This is a genomic window from Amycolatopsis vancoresmycina (genome assembly GCF_000716785.1).
GTDB lineage: Bacteria > Actinomycetota > Actinomycetes > Mycobacteriales > Pseudonocardiaceae > Amycolatopsis > Amycolatopsis vancoresmycina.
Window position 1 is genome coordinate 246,821 of sequence record NZ_JNYY01000016.1, and the last position, 16,498, is coordinate 263,318.

Here is a 16,498-nt window from a genome sequence, read left to right on the forward strand (position 1 = left end):
CGCGGACGGTGTCACGCACTGTCGTGGTCCCGGTGCTAGTACCGCCACAGGTAGAAGCGGCGGAGCACCGCGATCGCCCGCCCGCGGTCGGTTTTCGAGACGCTCCGATCCCGGCTCAGGTCGTCGATCAGATCGATGATCGTCATCCGATCCAGGTCGATGTTGCCGACGGGATCCACCCGGAAGTCGTCCGACGTGGACGTCCGGACGTCCATCGCGCCCGACAGCCGCGTGTATTCGCCGAGCATGAGGTTGGCGAGCAGCTCGGCCGCGTCGACCCGGGCCACTCCCGTCACACCCCGGTCGCCGATGAACCCGAGGAGGAGGCGGACCCCAGCGGGCTTGTCGATCGTTCCCTGCAAGCCGGCCGCGAAGACCCGGGCCCGATCACCGAGGGAGTGGTCGCCGACCAGCGCCGTCACCGCCTCGGCACCGCGGCGGCCGCCGACCTGGAGCATGATTTCGAGGACCCGCAGCCTGCCGTCGTCGTCGAGCGTCGTGTCCCGGACGAGCGCATCGAGCAGGTCCATCGGGTGGTACGCCTCCATGGCGGCCAGCATCTCGACCGCGCCGATGCGCACGTTGTGGTCACTCGCGCGCTGCGTCGCGATGCGTTCGAGGTCCCGCAACGCGTCGGTGTCCCCGCGTTCGGCCAGCGCACCGGCCGCGCGGATGCCCACGTGCGGATCGACCGAGAGGTCCGACGCCAGTTTCGACAGCACGCTCTCGGCTTGGGAACCACCGTGCCTGACCAGCGCGCGGACCGCCTCCTCGCGCACGTAGACCGGGACGTCGGCGGCTCGGGCCAGGCCGCCGAGCAACTCGCTCCCGCGTGCCTCACCCGCACCGGCGAGGACACCGGCGGACCGGACCCGCGAGTACCCGTTCACCCCGGGGTCCAGGGCGAGCTCGGCGAACAGCTCGGACGCCAGCGCCGCGTCGTGCTCGCGGAGGATCATGACCGACGCGACTCGTTCGCGCCCGGCCAGCGTGGCGTCGCGGGCGAGGTCGACGAGCAGGCGGGACACGTGACCCGGGTCCAGCGACCCGACCCGTGCCGCGAGGGTGGCCCGCATCCGCGAGCCGATCGACTTGTTCCTCGCCAGCTCGTCCAGCAACCCGACCGCGGCGGAGGCGTCGACGTCGACGTCGATGACCGCTTCGGCCGCCCGGGCCCGGACGGCGGGGTGGAGATCGTCGTCGCGGGCGATCGAGCGCAGCCGGTCGATCGCGTTCTCCGCCCCGGCGGCGGCCAGGAGGCGGAGGGCCAGGAAGGCGTTCTCGAACCGCTCCCGATCGCCCCGCACGACTCCGCGAGTACGACGTGAAGGTGCGGAACCCACCGGGCCGCCCAGGCTCCGGACCAGGTCGGCGAGCTTCCGCGCCATCGCCTGCACGACGTCTCGCGGGACATTGGTTCCGAGGCGGAGCAGCACGGCGATGAAACCGCACCCGGCCAAGCCGCCGAAGCTCACCAGGCGGAGCAGGTGGTCGACGACCGCGTCCGGCACGCCGCCGCACTGGTCGAGGACGAAGCCCGTGAACGAGGTGTCGACCTCCGGTGGCGGCGGCACCCGGCGGTTGAGGATCCGTTCGGCGAAGGTGGTGCGACGTCTTCGCCCGAAGAGCGCAGCCAGCGACTCCAGGCAGGCCGGCGCCGAGCGCGTTGCGTGGGTGGCCGCCAGGAACTCCCCGACGGTCTGGTGGAAGAAGGACAGTTCACCGCCGCGGAGGATCACCAGGCCACTGCGCTGCAGCAGGCTTTGCAGGTACTCGCGCCAGACGGTCGGCGGGACTCGTTTGGGGCACTCGGCGCCCGGCAGCCCGGAGACGATGTCCAGGATCGACGCCGAGCTGCCGGCGTGCATCTCCGCCGCGGACCGGGAGATCAGCTCGGGCAGGCGTTCGAGGGTCCGCCAGCCTTCGCTCAGCGCCTCGTCGCCGTAGCGCGCCAAGCTGGCCCGGACCTGGGCCTGGATACCCGACGTGTCCGCGCTCTGCATGCGTCGCGTCAGCTGCTCGACGTACTTGCGGAAGATCTCTCCCCGGCTGGCCGGCAACGGCGCGTCCGGGTTCGCCCCGTGCAACTGGCAGAGCAGCGCCGCCATCAACGGGGTCCGGGCCAGCCCGAAGACCCTGGTCCGCCGCACCGCGCCGGCGAACCGCTCGGCCACCCGGTCCGGCTCGGCCAGCCCGAGCACCCGGAACCAGTCCGCGGAGACCCGGTTGAGGTCCGACCAGGTGAACGGCTCCAGTTCGTACACCGGGGCCTGCGCCCCGAGGACGGAAAGCTCCCACTCGGGCAGGGGCCGGGTGGCGATGACGAACCGGTACTGCCGCCCCCGGCCGCCGTCGGAGATCCCGTCCAGGGCGGCCAGGAGGTTGCGGCGGCCGGCCGGGTCGGTGATTTCGTCGAGTCCGTCGACCATGACGAGCCACGGCACGTCCTCGTACGGGCCCTTCGTGAACAGGTCGTCCGGCAGCTTCTCGAGGAGGCCGAAACTGCTCAGTTCGGCGGTCGCCGCCTCCGCGAGGGCCGCCGCCAGCGGTTTTCCCGCCAGGGCGGCCGCGGACACCAGGATCGGCAGCGAGGTTTCGAGCTCGCCGGCCCGCCGCGCCTCCACCGCCCGGATCAGATGGGTGCGGAAGAGGCTGGTCTTGCCCCCGCCGGGTGCGCCGACGACCACGCAGATGCGGTCGTTGTCCATGATTTCCTCGGCGGACATCCGGCCCGACACCCGCCGGGACGGCGGCATGGACGCCCACGAAGCAGCCTCGCCGGCCAAGGCCGTGACCGGGCTGGCGACCAGCTTCCCGGAAGCGGCCGACCGCGCACGGGTCCCTTCGAGCCGGACCCGCTGCCGCACGTAGACCTCGGTCAGCGGGGGCGTGTTCCCCGGCAGCACGCCCGGGTAGGGGTGCTCTTGAGCCGCCCGGACCGCCGCCGCGACGTAGTCGTCGATCAGGCCGTGCGCGGGGCTGCCCGCCTGCTCGGGTCCCCCCCGCGCCCGGCTCTTGGCGGATCGGCCGGGCTGGGCCGCCTCCAGCAGGTCGGCCCAATACCGTTCCGCGGGAGCGGTGACCCCCGCCAGTTCGCTCCACACCCGCACGAGCGCGAACACCGCGGCCAAACTGCCTGCCGATGGCGTTTTGGCTTTGGCGAAATTCTCCGGCAGCCAGTCACTGAGCCGCTGGCCGCGGAAATCGGCGACGAGATACGGAGATCTGCGCAAGATCCGTTCGGTTTCGTCCTGGGACAGCGGACGAAGACCCGCCTTGCGACGCGCGGCGTCGGCCGTGCCCCGGAGGGCGCGCAACTCGTCGTACAACCGCCGCTCACTCCGTGTAGCGATGGCTCCCTCCCCGCTCCCGTCCTCGCCCGCAGCGGGTGATTCTTCCGCCGGAAGAAGCGTGCAGCGTAGCCCACGAACCGCCCGCTCCACCCGCACTCCGGGCCAACTCGCCGGAAACCGAAGCACGATCCTCCGCCACGAGCACACGGCCGAGGAGGCACTGATGCACAGCCGCAAACGGGTCCACACTGACGGCGAGCCGACGGCAGGAGGAATCGTCGCCGCCGCGCGCCGAGAATTGTCCTCGCGCGTCGCGGAAACCGGTTCCCCCGCGCGCACCCCGGTGATCCGCTTCGCCTTCACCGGCGGCCGAGAAGCACTCTTCCGAATTGTTTCGCTGTTCGTCCCGCGGGTCTGCGCCGCCGCGACCGGCGGTGCTTCGGCGTCGGCGAGCGACCGTGTCACCCGGGACGTCGGCAAGGCGGAACCACTTCCGGCACCCGCGCGCCGGAAGGAGCGCAGCCGTGAACGACGGTGAGGCCGATCCCCGCGGAGCCACTATTGACATCTTGCCAGTAGCGTCCGGCTGCAATAGCTTCGTCGCATGGCCGACTACGCCGAGATCACCTACGCCGTCGAGGACCGGGTTGCCACGGTCACCCTCGACCGGCCCGAGGCGCGCAACGGCTACACCATCCGGATGGCCGACGAGCTCGCCGCCGCCATGGACCGCGCCGATCGGGACGAGGACGTCCGCGTGGTCGTGCTGACCGGTGCCGGCCGGGACTTCTGCGTCGGGGCCGATCTCTCCCAGGGCGGCTTCGACTTCGATCCCGCCGCCGGTCCGGATGCCGCGTGGCAGGAGCCCGCCGGCCGGTGCTCGAAGCGGATCTTCACCATGCACAAGCCCGTGATCGCCGCCCTGCACGGGGCCGCCGTCGGGGGCGGGCTCACCATCACGCTCTCCTGCGACTACCGGCTCGCGTCGGCGGATTCGCGGTTCGGGTTCGTCTTCACCCGGCGCGGCATCTACCCCGAAGGCGCCTCCGCGTGGTTCCTCCCCCGGCTCGTCGGGATGGGCACCGCGCTCGACTGGATGATCAGCGGGCGCGTCTTCGACGCGGCCGAAGCGTTCGAAAAAGGTCTGGTGCACCACGTTTTCCCGGCCGGGACCGTGCTGGACGAAGCGCACAAGCTCGCCGCGGAGATCGTCGAGAAGACCGCGCCGGTGTCGGTCGCCGTCACCCGGCAGCTGCTCTACCGGATGGCGAGCGCGGATTCGCCGTTCCCGGTGCACGAGCTCGACTCGAAGCTGATCGGCGGCCTCGGCACCAACCCGGACGCCGTCGAGGGCGTCCTGTCGTTCCTGCAGAAACGGCCGCCGTCGTTCGGCATGCGCGTCGAGCAGGACCTGCCCGACTACCTGCCCTGGCTGGAGAAATGACCCCGTACCCGCCGCAGCCCTGGACCCTGGTCGCCGACGCCCACGTCTCGATCTGGCGGGTCCCCGCGCGTGACGTGCACCCGGGCGCCCTGTCCGTCGCCGGGTACACCAGTGTCTTCACCGCCTGGATCGCCTACCGCGAGCCCGGGCAGCTCAGCTACCACGAGCTGCTCGCCGCCGTCCCGGTGCGCGGCAAGCGGACCACCTGCACCATCACGCAGATCTGGGTCGACTCCGAAGTCTCCCTCGCCGGCGGCCGCGAGCTGTGGGCCATCCCGAAGGACCTCGCCGCCCTCCAGTTCACCGACCGCACCTGCACCGCGGCCACCGGCGACGACTGGATCGCCACCGCGGCCTTCACCCCTCGGCCGGGCTCGCCGCTCGCCCTTCCCAGCCGGTTCGACGTCCTCCAGGACCGCGGCGGCACCCCCGTGCGGACGCCGGTCGGCGCGAAGATCCGGCCCGGGCTCGCCGCGGCCGACTGGACGATCAACGCCCGCGGCCCGCTCGGCTACCTGGCCGGCCGCCGGCCGTTCCTGAGCCTCTCCCTGCCCGGCACCGACCTGCGGTTCGGGGCCTGAGCAGCACCTCTGGGTGATCACACCACCCCGCCAGAGTGAACTCACGACACGCCATCTGGGGTCCCGCGCGCACACCGACCCCAACATGTAGTCTCTGGTGACCGGCAGCCCCCAGCGACGGGGAGACCGCTGCAGAGGGTGGCCGGGCAGCTTTGGAGAACCTGCAGCACACGGCCTCACGAGGCCGTGTGGCGATCGAACGCGCCCGAAATCAGGAGACACGCATGTCAGTCGAAACCGGTCAGCGGCCCTCCGCGACCGCCTCACCCACCGCGATCCGGGTCATCCGGCGGGACGGCAGCGTGTCGCCGTTCGACGCCGGGAAGATCTCGGTCGCGCTGACCAAGGCGTTCCTCGCGGTCGAGGGCGGCGACGCCGCCGCGTCCTCCCGCGTGCACCACGTCGTGGCCGAGCTGACCCAGCAGGTCGAGACCACCCTGCTGCGCCACGCCGGCCCCGAGACCGCCCTGCACATCGAGCAGATCCAGGACATCGTCGAGCTCGCGCTGATGCGCGGCGAGCACCACAAGGTCGCGCGCGCCTACGTCCTCTACCGCGAGGAGCGCGCGAAGGCCCGCGAGGCCGCGAAGCCCGCCGCCACCGAGGTCGCGCTGAACGTCAAGGGCACCGACGGCGTCCTGCGCCCGCTCGACTGGGCCCGCGTTTCCCACGTCGTGGGCGAGGCCGTCGCCGGCCTCGACGACGTCAGCGCCGAGCCGGTGCTGGCCGAGGCCAAGCGCAACCTCTACGACGGCATCAGCGCCGACGAGCTGGCCCTGGCCCAGGTCCTGGCCGCCCGGGTGCTGGTCGAGCAGGAGCCGAACTACTCCTACGTCTCGGCCCGCCTGCTGCTGGACAAGCTGCGCGGCGAGGCGCTGAGCTACCTCGCGCAGAAGCCGCGCCAGGCCAGCCAGGACGAGATGGCGACCGAGTACCCCGCGTACTTCCGCGCCTACCTGCGCCGCGCGATCGAGCTGGAGCTGGTCGACGGCGAGCTGCAGCGCTTCGACCTGGACAAGATCACCGCCGCGATCCGCCCGGAGCGCGACCTCGACTTCGGCTTCCTCGGCCTGCAGACGCTGTACGACCGGTACTTCCAGCACCACGACGGCACCCGCTTCGAGCTGCCGCAGGCGTTCTTCATGCGCGTCGCCATGGGTCTCGCGATCCGGGAGGACGACCGCGAAGCCCGCGCGATCGAGTTCTACGAGCTGCTGTCGAGCTTCCACTTCATGGCCTCGACGCCGACGCTGTTCAACTCGGGCACCACGCGCCCGCAGCTGTCGTCCTGCTTCCTGACCACGGTGGACGACGACCTGGACTCGATCTTCCAGGCGTACAAGAACAACGCGCTGCTGGCGAAGTACTCGGGCGGCCTCGGCAACGACTGGACCCCGGTCCGCGGCCTCGGCGCGCACATCAAGGGCACCAACGGCCAGTCGCAGGGCGTCGTGCCGTTCCTCAAGATCGCCAACGACACCGCTGTCGCCGTCAACCAGGGCGGCAAGCGCAAGGGCGCGGCCTGCGCGTACCTCGAGACGTGGCACGTCGACATCGAGGAATTCCTCGACCTGCGCAAGAACACCGGTGACGACCGCCGCCGCACCCACGACATGAACACCGCGAACTGGGTGCCGGACGAGTTCCTCCGCCGCGTCGAGGCCGACGCGCAGTGGACGCTGTTCTCGCCGAACGAGACGCCGGACCTGCACGACCTGTACGGCAACGAGTTCGCCGCCCGCTACCGCGAGTACGAGGCGATGGCCGAGCGCGGCGAGATCAAGGTCTTCCGCAGGATTCGTGCGGTCGAGCTGTGGCGCCGCATGCTGACCATGCTATTCGAGACCGGGCACCCGTGGATCACGTTCAAGGACCCGTGCAACTTGCGCTCGCCGCAGCAGCACGTCGGCGTCGTGCACTCGTCCAACCTGTGCACCGAAATCACGCTGAACACCACCGTCGACGAGGTCGCGGTCTGCAACCTCGGCTCGGTGAACCTGCTCAAGCACGTGACTGCCTCGCCCGCCGGCGATGGAGGCACTAACACAGTCGGTTTGGACACCGCGCGGCTCGAGAAGACCGTGCGCACCGCCGTCCGCATGCTGGACAACGTGATCGACATCAACTTCTACACGATCCCGGAGGCGCGCCGCTCCAACCTGCGCCACCGCCCGGTCGGCCTGGGCATCATGGGCTTCCAGGACGCGCTGTTCGAGATCGGCGTCCCGTTCGCCTCCGACGAGGCCGTGAAGTTCGCCGACGTCTCCATGGAGCACCTCTCGTACTACGCGATCTCGGCGTCGACCGACCTGGCCGAGGAGCGCGGGCAGTACCAGTCGTTCGAAGGCTCGCTGTGGAGCAAGGGCATCCTGCCGATCGACTCGATGCAGCTGCTCATCGACGCGCGCCAGGGTGACGGACTCGACGTCGACACCTCGTCCACTTTGGACTGGGCGCCGCTGCGCGAGCGCGTGAAGACCGTCGGCATGCGCAACTCCAACGTGATGGCGATCGCGCCGACCGCGACGATCTCCAACATCTCCGGCGTCGGGCAGTCGATCGAGCCGCTGTTCCAGAACCTGTTCGTCAAGTCGAACATGTCCGGCGACTTCACCGTCGTCAACCCGCACCTGGTCAAGAGCCTCAAGGAGCGTGGGCTCTGGGACGAGGTGATGGTCAGCGACCTCAAGTACTTCGACGGCAGCCTCGGCCAGATCGACCGCGTCCCGGACGACCTGAAGGCGCTGTACGCGACGGCGTTCGAGATCGAGTCGAAGTGGATCGTCGACGCCGGTTCGGTGCGCCAGAAGTGGATCGACCAGGCGCAGTCGCTGAACCTGTACATCGCGGCGCCGAGCGGCCGCAAGCTCGACCAGCTGTACCGCTACGCGTGGCACAAGGGCCTCAAGACCACGTACTACCTGCGGGCGCAGTCCGCGACGCACGTGGAGAAGAGCACCCTGCGCGGCACCGACGGCAAGCTGAACGCCGTCTCGGCCACCCCGGCCCCGGCGGCCGCCGCCCCGGCGCCTGCCCCCACGCCGGCGCCTGCCCCGTCGCCGTCGCCGTCGCCGAAGCCCGAGCCGGACGTCGACTTCGTGGCCACCGAAGGCGCCGCCTGCCGCATCGACGACCCCGACTGCGAAGCCTGCCAGTAAGCCCCCTCCCGCGGCTTGTCGTGAGTGGTAAGGAGGGTTAGAACCCTCCTTACCACTCACGACCCCGCCTGCCCGAAGTGAGCGATATGACCAACGTGGAGACGACGGACGCGACCGGCCTCGGGGAGATCGAGGTCGGCGCCGCCCGGATCAACGTCGACGACAAGCGCATGATCAACGCGCGCGCCGACGTCAACCAGCTGCTGCCCATGAAGTACAAGTGGGCGTGGGAGAAGTACCTCGCCGGCTGCAACAACCACTGGATGCCGACCGAGGTCGCCATGCAGGCCGACATCGCGCTGTGGAAGTCGCCGGACGGCCTCACCGAGGACGAGCGGCAGATGCTCAAGCGCAACCTGGGCTTCTTCGCGACCGCGGAGTCCTTGGTGGCCAACAACATCGTGCTCGCGGTGTACCGGCAGATCACCAACCCCGAGTGCCGCCAGTACCTGCTGCGCCAGGCGTTCGAGGAAGCCGTGCACACGCACACCTTCCAGTACATCTGCGAGAGCCTCGGCCTGGTCGAGGGCGAGCTGTTCAACATGTACCGCGAGGTTCCGTCCATTTCGGACAAGGACGCGTGGGCGCTGAAGTACACGCAGAACCTGGAGAACCCGGACTTCGAGACCGGCACGCCGGAGGCCGACCAGGCGTTCCTGCGTGACCTCGTCGCGTTCTACGTGATCTTCGAGGGCATGTGGTTCTACACCGGCTTCGCGCAGATCCTGTCGCTGGGCCGCCGCAACAAGATGGTCGGCATCGCCGAGCAGTACCAGTACATCCTGCGCGACGAGTCGATCCACCTGAACTTCGGCATCGACTGCATCAACCAGATCAAGATCGAGAACCCGCACCTGTGGACCGAAGAGTTCCAGGCCGAGGTGCGCGGGATGCTGCAGGAGGCGTGCGAGCTGGAGGTCAACTACGCTCGCGACACCATGCCGCGCGGCATGCTCGGGCTGTCGGCGCAGCTGTGCGAGCAGTACATGCACTTCATCACCGACCGCCGCGCGCAGCAGATCGGCCTCCAGCCGATCTTCGGCGAGACCGAGAACCCGTTCCCGTGGATGTCCGAGGCGATGGACCTGAAGAAGGAGAAGAACTTCTTCGAGACCCGCGTGATCGAGTACCAGTCGGGCGGCGCGCTCGACTGGGACTGAGTGCCCGATGTTGCCGGCCCCGCCCTGGCTCGCCAGGGCGGGGCCGTTTCACGTCCACACCCGCGCGGCGATCTCCGCGTCGAGCGGGCTCATGTCCGGGCCGGCGGGCTCGCGAGGCGACCACCACCGGAAGCCGAGCCCTTCCTCGCTCAGGGCGAGCCGGGGCGCGGTAGCGAGCTCGGCCCGGTAGACGGCGAGCAGCTCCCGGCGCGCAGGATCGACCAGATCGAACTCCGCCACGGCGGCGAAGGTCAGCACCACCCCGCGGAGGCCGGTCTCCTCGGCCAGCTCGCGCGCCGCGGTCTCGCGGGCGGTCTCCCCGGGCTCCCGCATCCCACCGGGTAGCTCCCACTGCCCGCGGCGGGCGTCGAGCATCATCAGCACGGCACCGGCGTGGCCGGCCACGACCAGGGCGGCGGCCACCGCCGGCAGCTCGCTTTCGGCCACGCGGCGCACGTCGAGCAGCACGTTGCCGGCGCGGTCTCGGAGCGGAAGCGCCACCCCGTCCTCAATACGCGAAGCGGCGCACGGTCTCCGGGTGGATGACCAGCCGGAGCTGCTCCCCCTTCAGCATCTCCTCGAGGTCGGCCGCACGGACCGGGTCGTCGAGGTCCCAGTACCGCGCCGCCAGCCGGGCCGCGAGTTCGTGGGCGCCGCCGGACTCGATCGAGACCCGGCCGGTGACCGCAACCCACCGCTCGCGCTCCCCCACCGGCGCCGCGACCACGATCGACGCGCGCGGGTCGCGGCGTGCGCGGCGGACCTTGAGCGCGTCCGCTTCGCTGAACAGCTGGATCGTGCCGTCGTCGGCCGCCTCGAACCACACCGGGCGGGGTTCGCCGGTGGCCACGGTCAGGAAGCCGTGCAGCGGGCGGCGGAGGAACTCGAGGTCGTCGGGGGTCAATTCGCTCATGCCTCCAGTGAACCGCAAACCACCCGAAAAGACGGCCGCACGGGTGTTGTCAGACCGTCAACAAGGGTGCATCGTGGAGGGGTCGCCGATCTCGACGGGGAGATGGTCACTTTGCCGGGCACCGTGAGCCGAGCCGCCGAAGCACTGCGCGAACGCGTTCCGCCGCTGACCGCGCTCCCCCTGCCGCACAAGGTCGACGAACGCTGGCTGGCCTCCCGCTGGCCCGTCAAGGAACTCGCGACGCCGCCCGCGGGCAGCGGCCTCAAGCCGGTCCTGGGCGACGAAGGGCCGCCGGTGGTCGGGCACATGCTGGAGATGATGCGGTTCGGCCCCGCGTTCGGCCTGCGCCGGTACGAGCTCTACGGCCCGGTGTCGTGGACCGCCGGGTTCGGCCGCCGGATCGTCGCGCTGTCCGGGCCCGAAGCCACGCAGATCGCGCTCGTCAACAAGGACAAGGCGTTCTCCCAGGAGGGCTGGAAGTTCTTCATCGAGAAGTTCTTCGAGCGCGGCCTGATGCTGATGGACTTCGGCGAGCACCACCTGCACCGCCGGATCATGCAGGAGGCCTTCACGCGGCCGCGGCTGGCCGGCTACGTCGGCGAAATGGGGCCCGCGCTGCGCGAAGGCGTCGCGGGCTGGGGCGCGACCGAGCGGCCGCGGCTGTACTGGGCGCTCAAGCAGCTGACCCTCGACGTCGCGACCCGCGTGTTCATGGGCATGCGCAGCGGCGCGGACGCGGCCCGGATCAACCGCGCGTTCGTCAGCTCGGTGCGGGCCGGCACCGCGTTCGTGCGCTTCCCGGTGCCGGGCGGCCGGTGGTCGGCGGGGCTGCACGGGCGGAAGGTCCTCGAGCGCTACTTCGGCGAAACCCTGCCCGCCAAACGGCGTTCCGGCGGGGACGACCTGTTCGCCGCCCTCTGCCAGGCCACCACCGAAGACGGCGACCGGTTCTCCGACACCGACATCGTCAACCACATGATCTTCCTGATGATGGCCGCGCACGACACGACCACCATCACCAGCAGCGCCATGGCCTACTACCTGGCCAAGCACCCGGAGTGGCAGGAACGCGCCCGCGCGGAGTCCCTGGCCCTCGGCGACGACATCCCCGACATCGCCGCCGTCGAAAAGCTCGAAACCCTCGACCTGGTCATGAAGGAGGCGCTGCGGCTGGTGGCCCCGGTGCCGTCACTGACCCGCCAGACCGTCAAGGACACCGACGTGCTCGGCCACTACATCCCGGCGGGCACCCTGGTCGGCGTCTCCCCCACCGTCAACCACTTCACGCCCGAGTGCTGGACGAACCCCTTCGCGTTCGACCCGGAACGCTTCGCCGAGCCGCGGCGCGAGGACAAGTCGCACCGGATGGCGTGGATGCCGTTCGGCGGCGGCGCGCACAAGTGCATCGGGCTGCACTTCGGCGGCCTCGAGGTGAAGTTGCTGATGCACGAACTGCTGCGGGCCTACCGCTGGTCGGTTCCGGAGAGTTACACCGCACGCTGGGACTACGTCTCCCTGCCGGTGCCCGCGGACGGGCTCCCGGTGCACCTCACCCGGCGCTGACCCGGGAGCCGTCCACCGCTGCATACAGTAGGTAACGAAAAGTTACCGGTTGTGGAGATTCGTTCACTCGTTCAGCCGGTAGACACCCCGTTACGCACATGATGGCGTGGCATCGATCGTGGGCGAGAGCTGCCTGGTGTGGCTGCATGATCCCCGACACCGTGTCCGACCTGGCCATACCTGTGCGTGAAGAGGTGGAGTGTGCCTGAGCCCGGTGCCGCGCCAGCACTGCTGGACGTGGCGCGCCGGTGGGCGGCGACGTTGGCCGACACCAAAGGAGTAACACTTCCCACGAAGGAGCTCGAATCCCTGCTGCTGGAGGTCGCGAACGACGCGGTCGACCAGGCCGGCTCCCGCCACGACGGCGCGCTCCTGCGGTTCAGCGCGCTCTACGCCGCGTCGCCGATGGGGATCGCGCTCGCCGACCCCGACGGCGCCATCGTGGAGGCCAACCTCGCCCTCGGCCAGCTGCTCGGCTGTTCCCCGGATCGGTTGCGCGGCAGGCGTCTCACGGCCCTCGGCTCCACCGATCACGACGTCTCGCGGCTGGAAGCGGGGCTGGCGCAGGTGCGCGCGGGGCGTGAGCGCTACCAGGAGCGGATGCTGCTCGACCACGCCGAGGACGGCCAGCTCTGGACCGACGTCACCCTCGCCCGGCTGCCCGGCGACCGGCCGGGGTCGGTCTACCCGGTGCTGATGGTGTCGGACGCGAACGAGCTGCACCTGCTGCAGGAACGGCTGCTGCACCAGAACGTGCACGACCCGCTGACCGGGCTGCCGAACGCGTCGTCGTTCACCACCAAGCTGGAGGCCGCGCTCGGCGCCGGCGCGCGCGACGACATCGCCCTGGTCTACCTCGACGTCGACGGCTTCAAGGTGATCAACGACGGGCTCGGCGCCGGCGTCGGCGACCAGGTGCTGCGCGGGGTGGCGAACAAGCTGTCGGCGGTGTTCACCGGCCACCACGACGGGTTCGTCGCGCGGCTGTCGGGCGACGGCTTCGCGGTGCTGCTGCGCGGCGAGCTCGCGGCGACCGAGGTCGTCGGGCTGGTCGAGCGCGCTCTGGAGGACCTCAACGAGCCGATCTACCTGGGCGGGCACGGCATCGGCGTGAGCGCGAGCGCGGGCATCGTCGTGCGCGCGGCCGTCGAGGGCGGCGCGGCGGAGCTGCTGCGGGCGGCGGAGATCGCGCTGCACCGGGCCAAGGAGGCCGGCAAGGCGCAGTGGATGCTGTTCGACCCGGAGCTGGACGCCCGCGACCGCGGCCGCTACCAGCTGGGCGCGGTGATCGCGGGAGCGCTGGAGAACGGCGAGTTCTCCCTCGTGTACCAGCCGACCGTGAAGCTCAAGCGTCCGGACGAGCTGGCGGCCATCAACGCGGGGCTGCGGTGGAACCACCCGGAGAAGGGCGAGCTCGGGTCCGAGGAGTTCTACCCGCTGGCCCAGACGACGGGCATGACGGTCCCGCTGGGCCGCTGGCTCCTGGCCGAGTCACTGGCGGCCACGGCCCGCTGGCGCGCCCGCCTGGGCGACGCGGCCCCGGACGTCTGCGTCCGCCTGCCGGCCCGGCTGGCGATCGACCCGGACCTGGTCCTGCTGGTGAAGGAGCAGCTGGACAAGCACGAGCTGCCGGCCCGGGCGCTCAGGCTGTGCACGGACCGCGACTCGATGCTCGACCCGCGGGGCGAGGTCCTGGATTCGCTGGCGGTGCTGGCGGACCTGGGCGCGCAGCTGGTGCTGACGATTTCGGGCTCGGCGGACCTGGAGCTGATCCCCCAGCACCGCCTCCCGGTGAAGCACGTGATCCTGTCGGGCCCGGTGGTCGACGCGCTGGACACGGACGACCCGGCGGAGCCCGACCTGCGGCACCTGACCCAGCTGATCACCCGGGCGCGTGAGCTGCAGCTGCGGGTGGGCGCGGAAGGGGTCCGCACGCACGAGCAGGCGGCCCGGCTGCGGCAGCTGGGCGTGGTCGCGGCGCGGGGCCCGTTCGTGTCGGATTCGGCCACCGGCGACGAGGTCGACGAGCTGATCAACCGGCACCCACGGCGGTAGGCCGGACCAAGCCGGTGGCGCGGCGGCTCCGAACACCCGGCAGGATGGGTGTTGCCGCCGACGAGAAAGGACGTCCATGGACGCCGGAGACCTCGCCCCCGATTTCACGCTGCCCGACGACCAGGGCCGGGAGCGCACGCTCTCGGACTTCCTGGCCACCGGGCCCGTGGTCCTGTTCTTCTACCCGGCCGCGATGACCGGCGGCTGCACCGCGGAAAGCTGCCACTTCCGCGACCTGGCCGCCGAGTTCGCCGCCGTCGGCGCGCACCGGGTCGGGATCAGCCCCGACGGCGTCACCAAGCAGCGCCAGTTCGCCGAGGCCAACAGCTTCGACTACCCCCTGCTGTCCGATGTGGAGGGTGAGGTCGCGAAGCAGTTCGGCGTGTGGCGGAAGCTGCTGCCGCTGCACACCAAGCGGGCCACGTTCGTGATCGGCGAAGACCGGAAGATCATCGCGAAGATCAAGAGCGAGCTCAATTTCACCGTGCACGCCGACGAAGCGCTCAAGGTGCTGCGGGAGCGGAACAAGGTTTCCTGACCAGCCGCCACACGTGGTTCGTGCCGCTGCACGAAGGCGCCAGTGGCTTTTCCGCCGGTTCCGAACGCACCTTCGTGAACCCGAGCCGCGCGGGCACCGCTCCACTTCGGACGTTCCGCTCGTCGTGCTTGATCTCGACGTACCCGGCGCCGAGGCGGAACGCTTCCGCCGTCAGCAGCCGGACGGCCCGGGTGACCAGGCCGCGGCCGACGAAGCCCTGGGCGAGCCAGTAGCCGATCTCGACGCCGCCCTCGCGCGCCATGACGCCGACGGCCCCGGCGATCGAGCCGTCCACGCGGATCGCGAAGTCGTGCGCTTCGCCGCTCGCCCAGTTCCGCCGGGTGGTGCGCAGGAATTCGGCGGCGTCCCCGGCCGGGTAACCGCCGCTCGCCCAGATCAGCCACGGGCGCAGGTGCCCGAGGGACCCGCCGACCGTCGCGGTGAGCTCCGGCTCGTCGGCGAACTGCCAGCGGGCCAGGGTGAATCCGTCTTCGCGGTAGGTCTCGGCCGGGGCTTCCATGCACCTCATGGTGCCCCGGCCGGGACATCGGGCGCGAACTAATTCACGATGACGCTGTCCGGGACCTCGCTGTCGTTCTTCAGCGCGTCGAACAGCTGCTTCGACTTGGCCTTGTCCCAGTTCTCCGCCGAGCCGCTGGTCACCGGGACCGTCGTCGTCACGACGCCGCCGGAGGAGATCCCGCGCATCGCGATGGCCAGGCCGGCCAGGTTGTGGACGTGGTCGCCCGAGTCCATCGTCAGCGCGTCCGGCGCCGAGGACAGCAGCGGGAAGAAGTCGAACGGGTTCAGCAGCGTGCCGGGGCTCGCGATCTGGCTCACCAGCGCACCGATGAACTTGCGCTGGTTGGCGACGCGGTCGAGGTCCGAACGCGGGGTCGCCGCGCTGTGACGCATCCGGACGAAGCCCAGCGCCGACCGGCCGTCCAGCGACTGGCAGCCCGCCTTGATGCTGATGCCGGTCATGGTGTCGTCCATGTCCTTGTCGATGCACATGTCGACGCCGCCGATCGCGTCGACGATCTTGGCGAACCCGCCGAAACCGATCTCCGCGTAGTGGTCGATGTGCAGGCCGGTCGCGCCTTCGACGGTCTGCGCGAGCAGCTTCGGGCCGCCGAGCGAGAACGCCGCGTTGATCTTGTTCTTGCCGTGGCCGGGGATCGACACCTGCGAGTCGCGGGGCAGCGACAGCAGCGTCGGCTTGGTGCTGTTGTCCGGCAGGTGCGCGACCATGATCGTGTCGGTGCGCTGCCCGCCGCCGGCCGCGGCGACGTCGCCGGTGGCGAGCCGCTCTTCGTCCGCCTCGGTGAGGCCCTCGCGGCTGTCCGAGCCGACGATCAGCCAGTTGGTGCCGGACGCGGCCACCGGGCGGCCGGAGTAGTCGGCCAGCGCGTCGACGCGCTTGATCGAGAACTCGAGGTAGACCCAGATCCCGGCGAGGAACACGACGAACACGAGCACCAGCGCGCCCAGGACCTTGCCGATGCTCCAGCGGCGACGCCGGCGCGGCGGCCGGGACGGCGGGTAGTCGTCCTCGGGCGGACGGCGCGGCGGGTCCTGGCGCGGGGGCGGCGGGGCGTACTCGGGTTCGCGGGTGCCCATCGGGCGGGTGCGCTCGTCGTACGGGCTGCGGCCCCGCCCGGGCAGCGGCATCATCTGCGCGCGCTGGTGGTCCCGGGACCGGCCGGCAGGCGGCCGGGGCGGCGGCATCCGGCGCCCGCCGTCGTCGCCACGGTACGTCATCACCATCACCCAATCCCGATCCGGACAAAACT

Annotated in this window: 12 protein-coding genes; 7 read left to right on the forward strand and 5 right to left on the reverse strand. The window is 70.6% G+C overall.

Going from position 1 to position 16,498, the window contains the following annotated elements; all coding sequences use genetic code 11:
* Window positions 1-35: 35 nt before the first annotated feature.
* Window positions 36-3,122, reverse strand: coding sequence for an NACHT domain-containing protein (locus OO60_RS32860; RefSeq protein WP_003097499.1), 3,087 nt, complete (start codon window positions 3,120-3,122; stop codon window positions 36-38).
* Window positions 3,123-3,897: 775 nt separating this feature from the next.
* Between OO60_RS32860 and OO60_RS32870 the strand changes: the two genes are divergently transcribed.
* The 4 genes from OO60_RS32870 (at window position 3,898) to OO60_RS32885 (ending at window position 9,636) form a co-directional block, all read left to right on the forward strand.
* Window positions 3,898-4,737 carry an enoyl-CoA hydratase-related protein gene (locus OO60_RS32870; protein WP_003097493.1) on the forward strand — a complete coding sequence of 280 codons (840 nt, stop codon included), beginning with the start codon at window positions 3,898-3,900 and terminating at the stop codon, window positions 4,735-4,737.
* The gene (locus tag OO60_RS32875; protein WP_003097491.1) at window positions 4,734-5,318 is read left to right on the forward strand and encodes an acetoacetate decarboxylase family protein; all 585 of its coding nucleotides are present in this window, start codon (window positions 4,734-4,736) and stop codon (window positions 5,316-5,318) included. The genes OO60_RS32870 and OO60_RS32875 overlap by 4 nt, the downstream gene beginning before the upstream one ends.
* A gap of 224 nt (window positions 5,319-5,542) precedes the next feature.
* Window positions 5,543-8,476 (forward strand): ribonucleoside-diphosphate reductase subunit alpha, encoded by a 2,934-nt coding sequence (locus OO60_RS32880; protein WP_033262798.1) that lies wholly within the window; start codon window positions 5,543-5,545, stop codon window positions 8,474-8,476.
* A gap of 86 nt (window positions 8,477-8,562) precedes the next feature.
* Window positions 8,563-9,636 (forward strand): ribonucleotide-diphosphate reductase subunit beta, encoded by a 1,074-nt coding sequence (locus OO60_RS32885; protein WP_033262799.1) that lies wholly within the window; start codon window positions 8,563-8,565, stop codon window positions 9,634-9,636.
* A 48-nt stretch (window positions 9,637-9,684) separates the two neighbouring features.
* Here the strand turns inward: OO60_RS32885 and OO60_RS32890 are convergent, their stop codons facing one another.
* Window positions 9,685-10,137 carry an NUDIX hydrolase gene (locus OO60_RS32890; protein WP_004560247.1) on the reverse strand — a complete coding sequence of 151 codons (453 nt, stop codon included), beginning with the start codon at window positions 10,135-10,137 and terminating at the stop codon, window positions 9,685-9,687.
* 7 nt (window positions 10,138-10,144) lie between these two features.
* The gene (locus OO60_RS32895; protein WP_004560249.1) at window positions 10,145-10,549 is read right to left on the reverse strand and encodes a pyridoxamine 5'-phosphate oxidase family protein; all 405 of its coding nucleotides are present in this window, start codon (window positions 10,547-10,549) and stop codon (window positions 10,145-10,147) included.
* Window positions 10,550-10,651: 102 nt separating this feature from the next.
* On the opposite strand from OO60_RS32895, the gene OO60_RS32900 reads away from it, so the two are divergent.
* From OO60_RS32900 to OO60_RS32910, 3 genes are all read left to right on the forward strand, one after another.
* Window positions 10,652-12,112 carry a cytochrome P450 gene (locus OO60_RS32900; protein ID WP_004560250.1) on the forward strand — a complete coding sequence of 487 codons (1,461 nt, stop codon included), beginning with the start codon at window positions 10,652-10,654 and terminating at the stop codon, window positions 12,110-12,112.
* A gap of 237 nt (window positions 12,113-12,349) precedes the next feature.
* On the forward strand, window positions 12,350-14,167 hold the full coding sequence (locus OO60_RS32905) for a putative bifunctional diguanylate cyclase/phosphodiesterase (RefSeq protein ID WP_004560252.1): 1,818 nt from the start codon (window positions 12,350-12,352) through the stop codon (window positions 14,165-14,167).
* 76 nt (window positions 14,168-14,243) lie between these two features.
* Window positions 14,244-14,705, forward strand: a complete 462-nt coding sequence (locus OO60_RS32910; protein WP_004560254.1) for a peroxiredoxin — start codon at window positions 14,244-14,246, stop codon at window positions 14,703-14,705.
* Here OO60_RS32910 and OO60_RS32915 read toward each other — a convergent pair.
* Together OO60_RS32915 and OO60_RS32920 are read right to left on the reverse strand one after the other, a co-directional pair.
* The gene (locus OO60_RS32915) at window positions 14,671-15,225 is read right to left on the reverse strand and encodes a GNAT family N-acetyltransferase (protein WP_004560256.1); all 555 of its coding nucleotides are present in this window, start codon (window positions 15,223-15,225) and stop codon (window positions 14,671-14,673) included. The two genes, OO60_RS32910 and OO60_RS32915, sit on opposite strands and share 35 nt — an antisense overlap.
* A 38-nt stretch (window positions 15,226-15,263) precedes the next feature.
* Window positions 15,264-16,472, reverse strand: a complete 1,209-nt coding sequence (locus tag OO60_RS32920) for an LCP family protein (RefSeq protein WP_033262800.1) — start codon at window positions 16,470-16,472, stop codon at window positions 15,264-15,266.
* Window positions 16,473-16,498: the final 26 nt, after the last annotated feature.

Excerpts from the sequence above, each read along its gene's own strand:
- OO60_RS32870 (WP_003097493.1), top strand. The coding sequence starts at position 3,898 with ATGGCCGACTACGCCGAGATCACCTACGCCGTCGAGGACCGGGTTGCC.
- OO60_RS32875 (WP_003097491.1), top strand. The coding sequence starts at position 4,734 with ATGACCCCGTACCCGCCGCAGCCCTGGACCCTGGTCGCCGACGCCCAC.
- OO60_RS32880 (WP_033262798.1), top strand. The coding sequence starts at position 5,543 with ATGTCAGTCGAAACCGGTCAGCGGCCCTCCGCGACCGCCTCACCCACC.
- OO60_RS32885 (WP_033262799.1), top strand. The coding sequence starts at position 8,563 with ATGACCAACGTGGAGACGACGGACGCGACCGGCCTCGGGGAGATCGAG.
- OO60_RS32895 (WP_004560249.1), bottom strand. The coding sequence starts at position 10,549 with ATGAGCGAATTGACCCCCGACGACCTCGAGTTCCTCCGCCGCCCGCTG.
- OO60_RS32900 (WP_004560250.1), top strand. The coding sequence starts at position 10,652 with ATGGTCACTTTGCCGGGCACCGTGAGCCGAGCCGCCGAAGCACTGCGC.
- OO60_RS32910 (WP_004560254.1), top strand. The coding sequence starts at position 14,244 with ATGGACGCCGGAGACCTCGCCCCCGATTTCACGCTGCCCGACGACCAG.
- OO60_RS32915 (WP_004560256.1), bottom strand. The coding sequence starts at position 15,225 with ATGGAAGCCCCGGCCGAGACCTACCGCGAAGACGGATTCACCCTGGCC.
- OO60_RS32920 (WP_033262800.1), bottom strand. The coding sequence starts at position 16,472 with ATGGTGATGACGTACCGTGGCGACGACGGCGGGCGCCGGATGCCGCCG.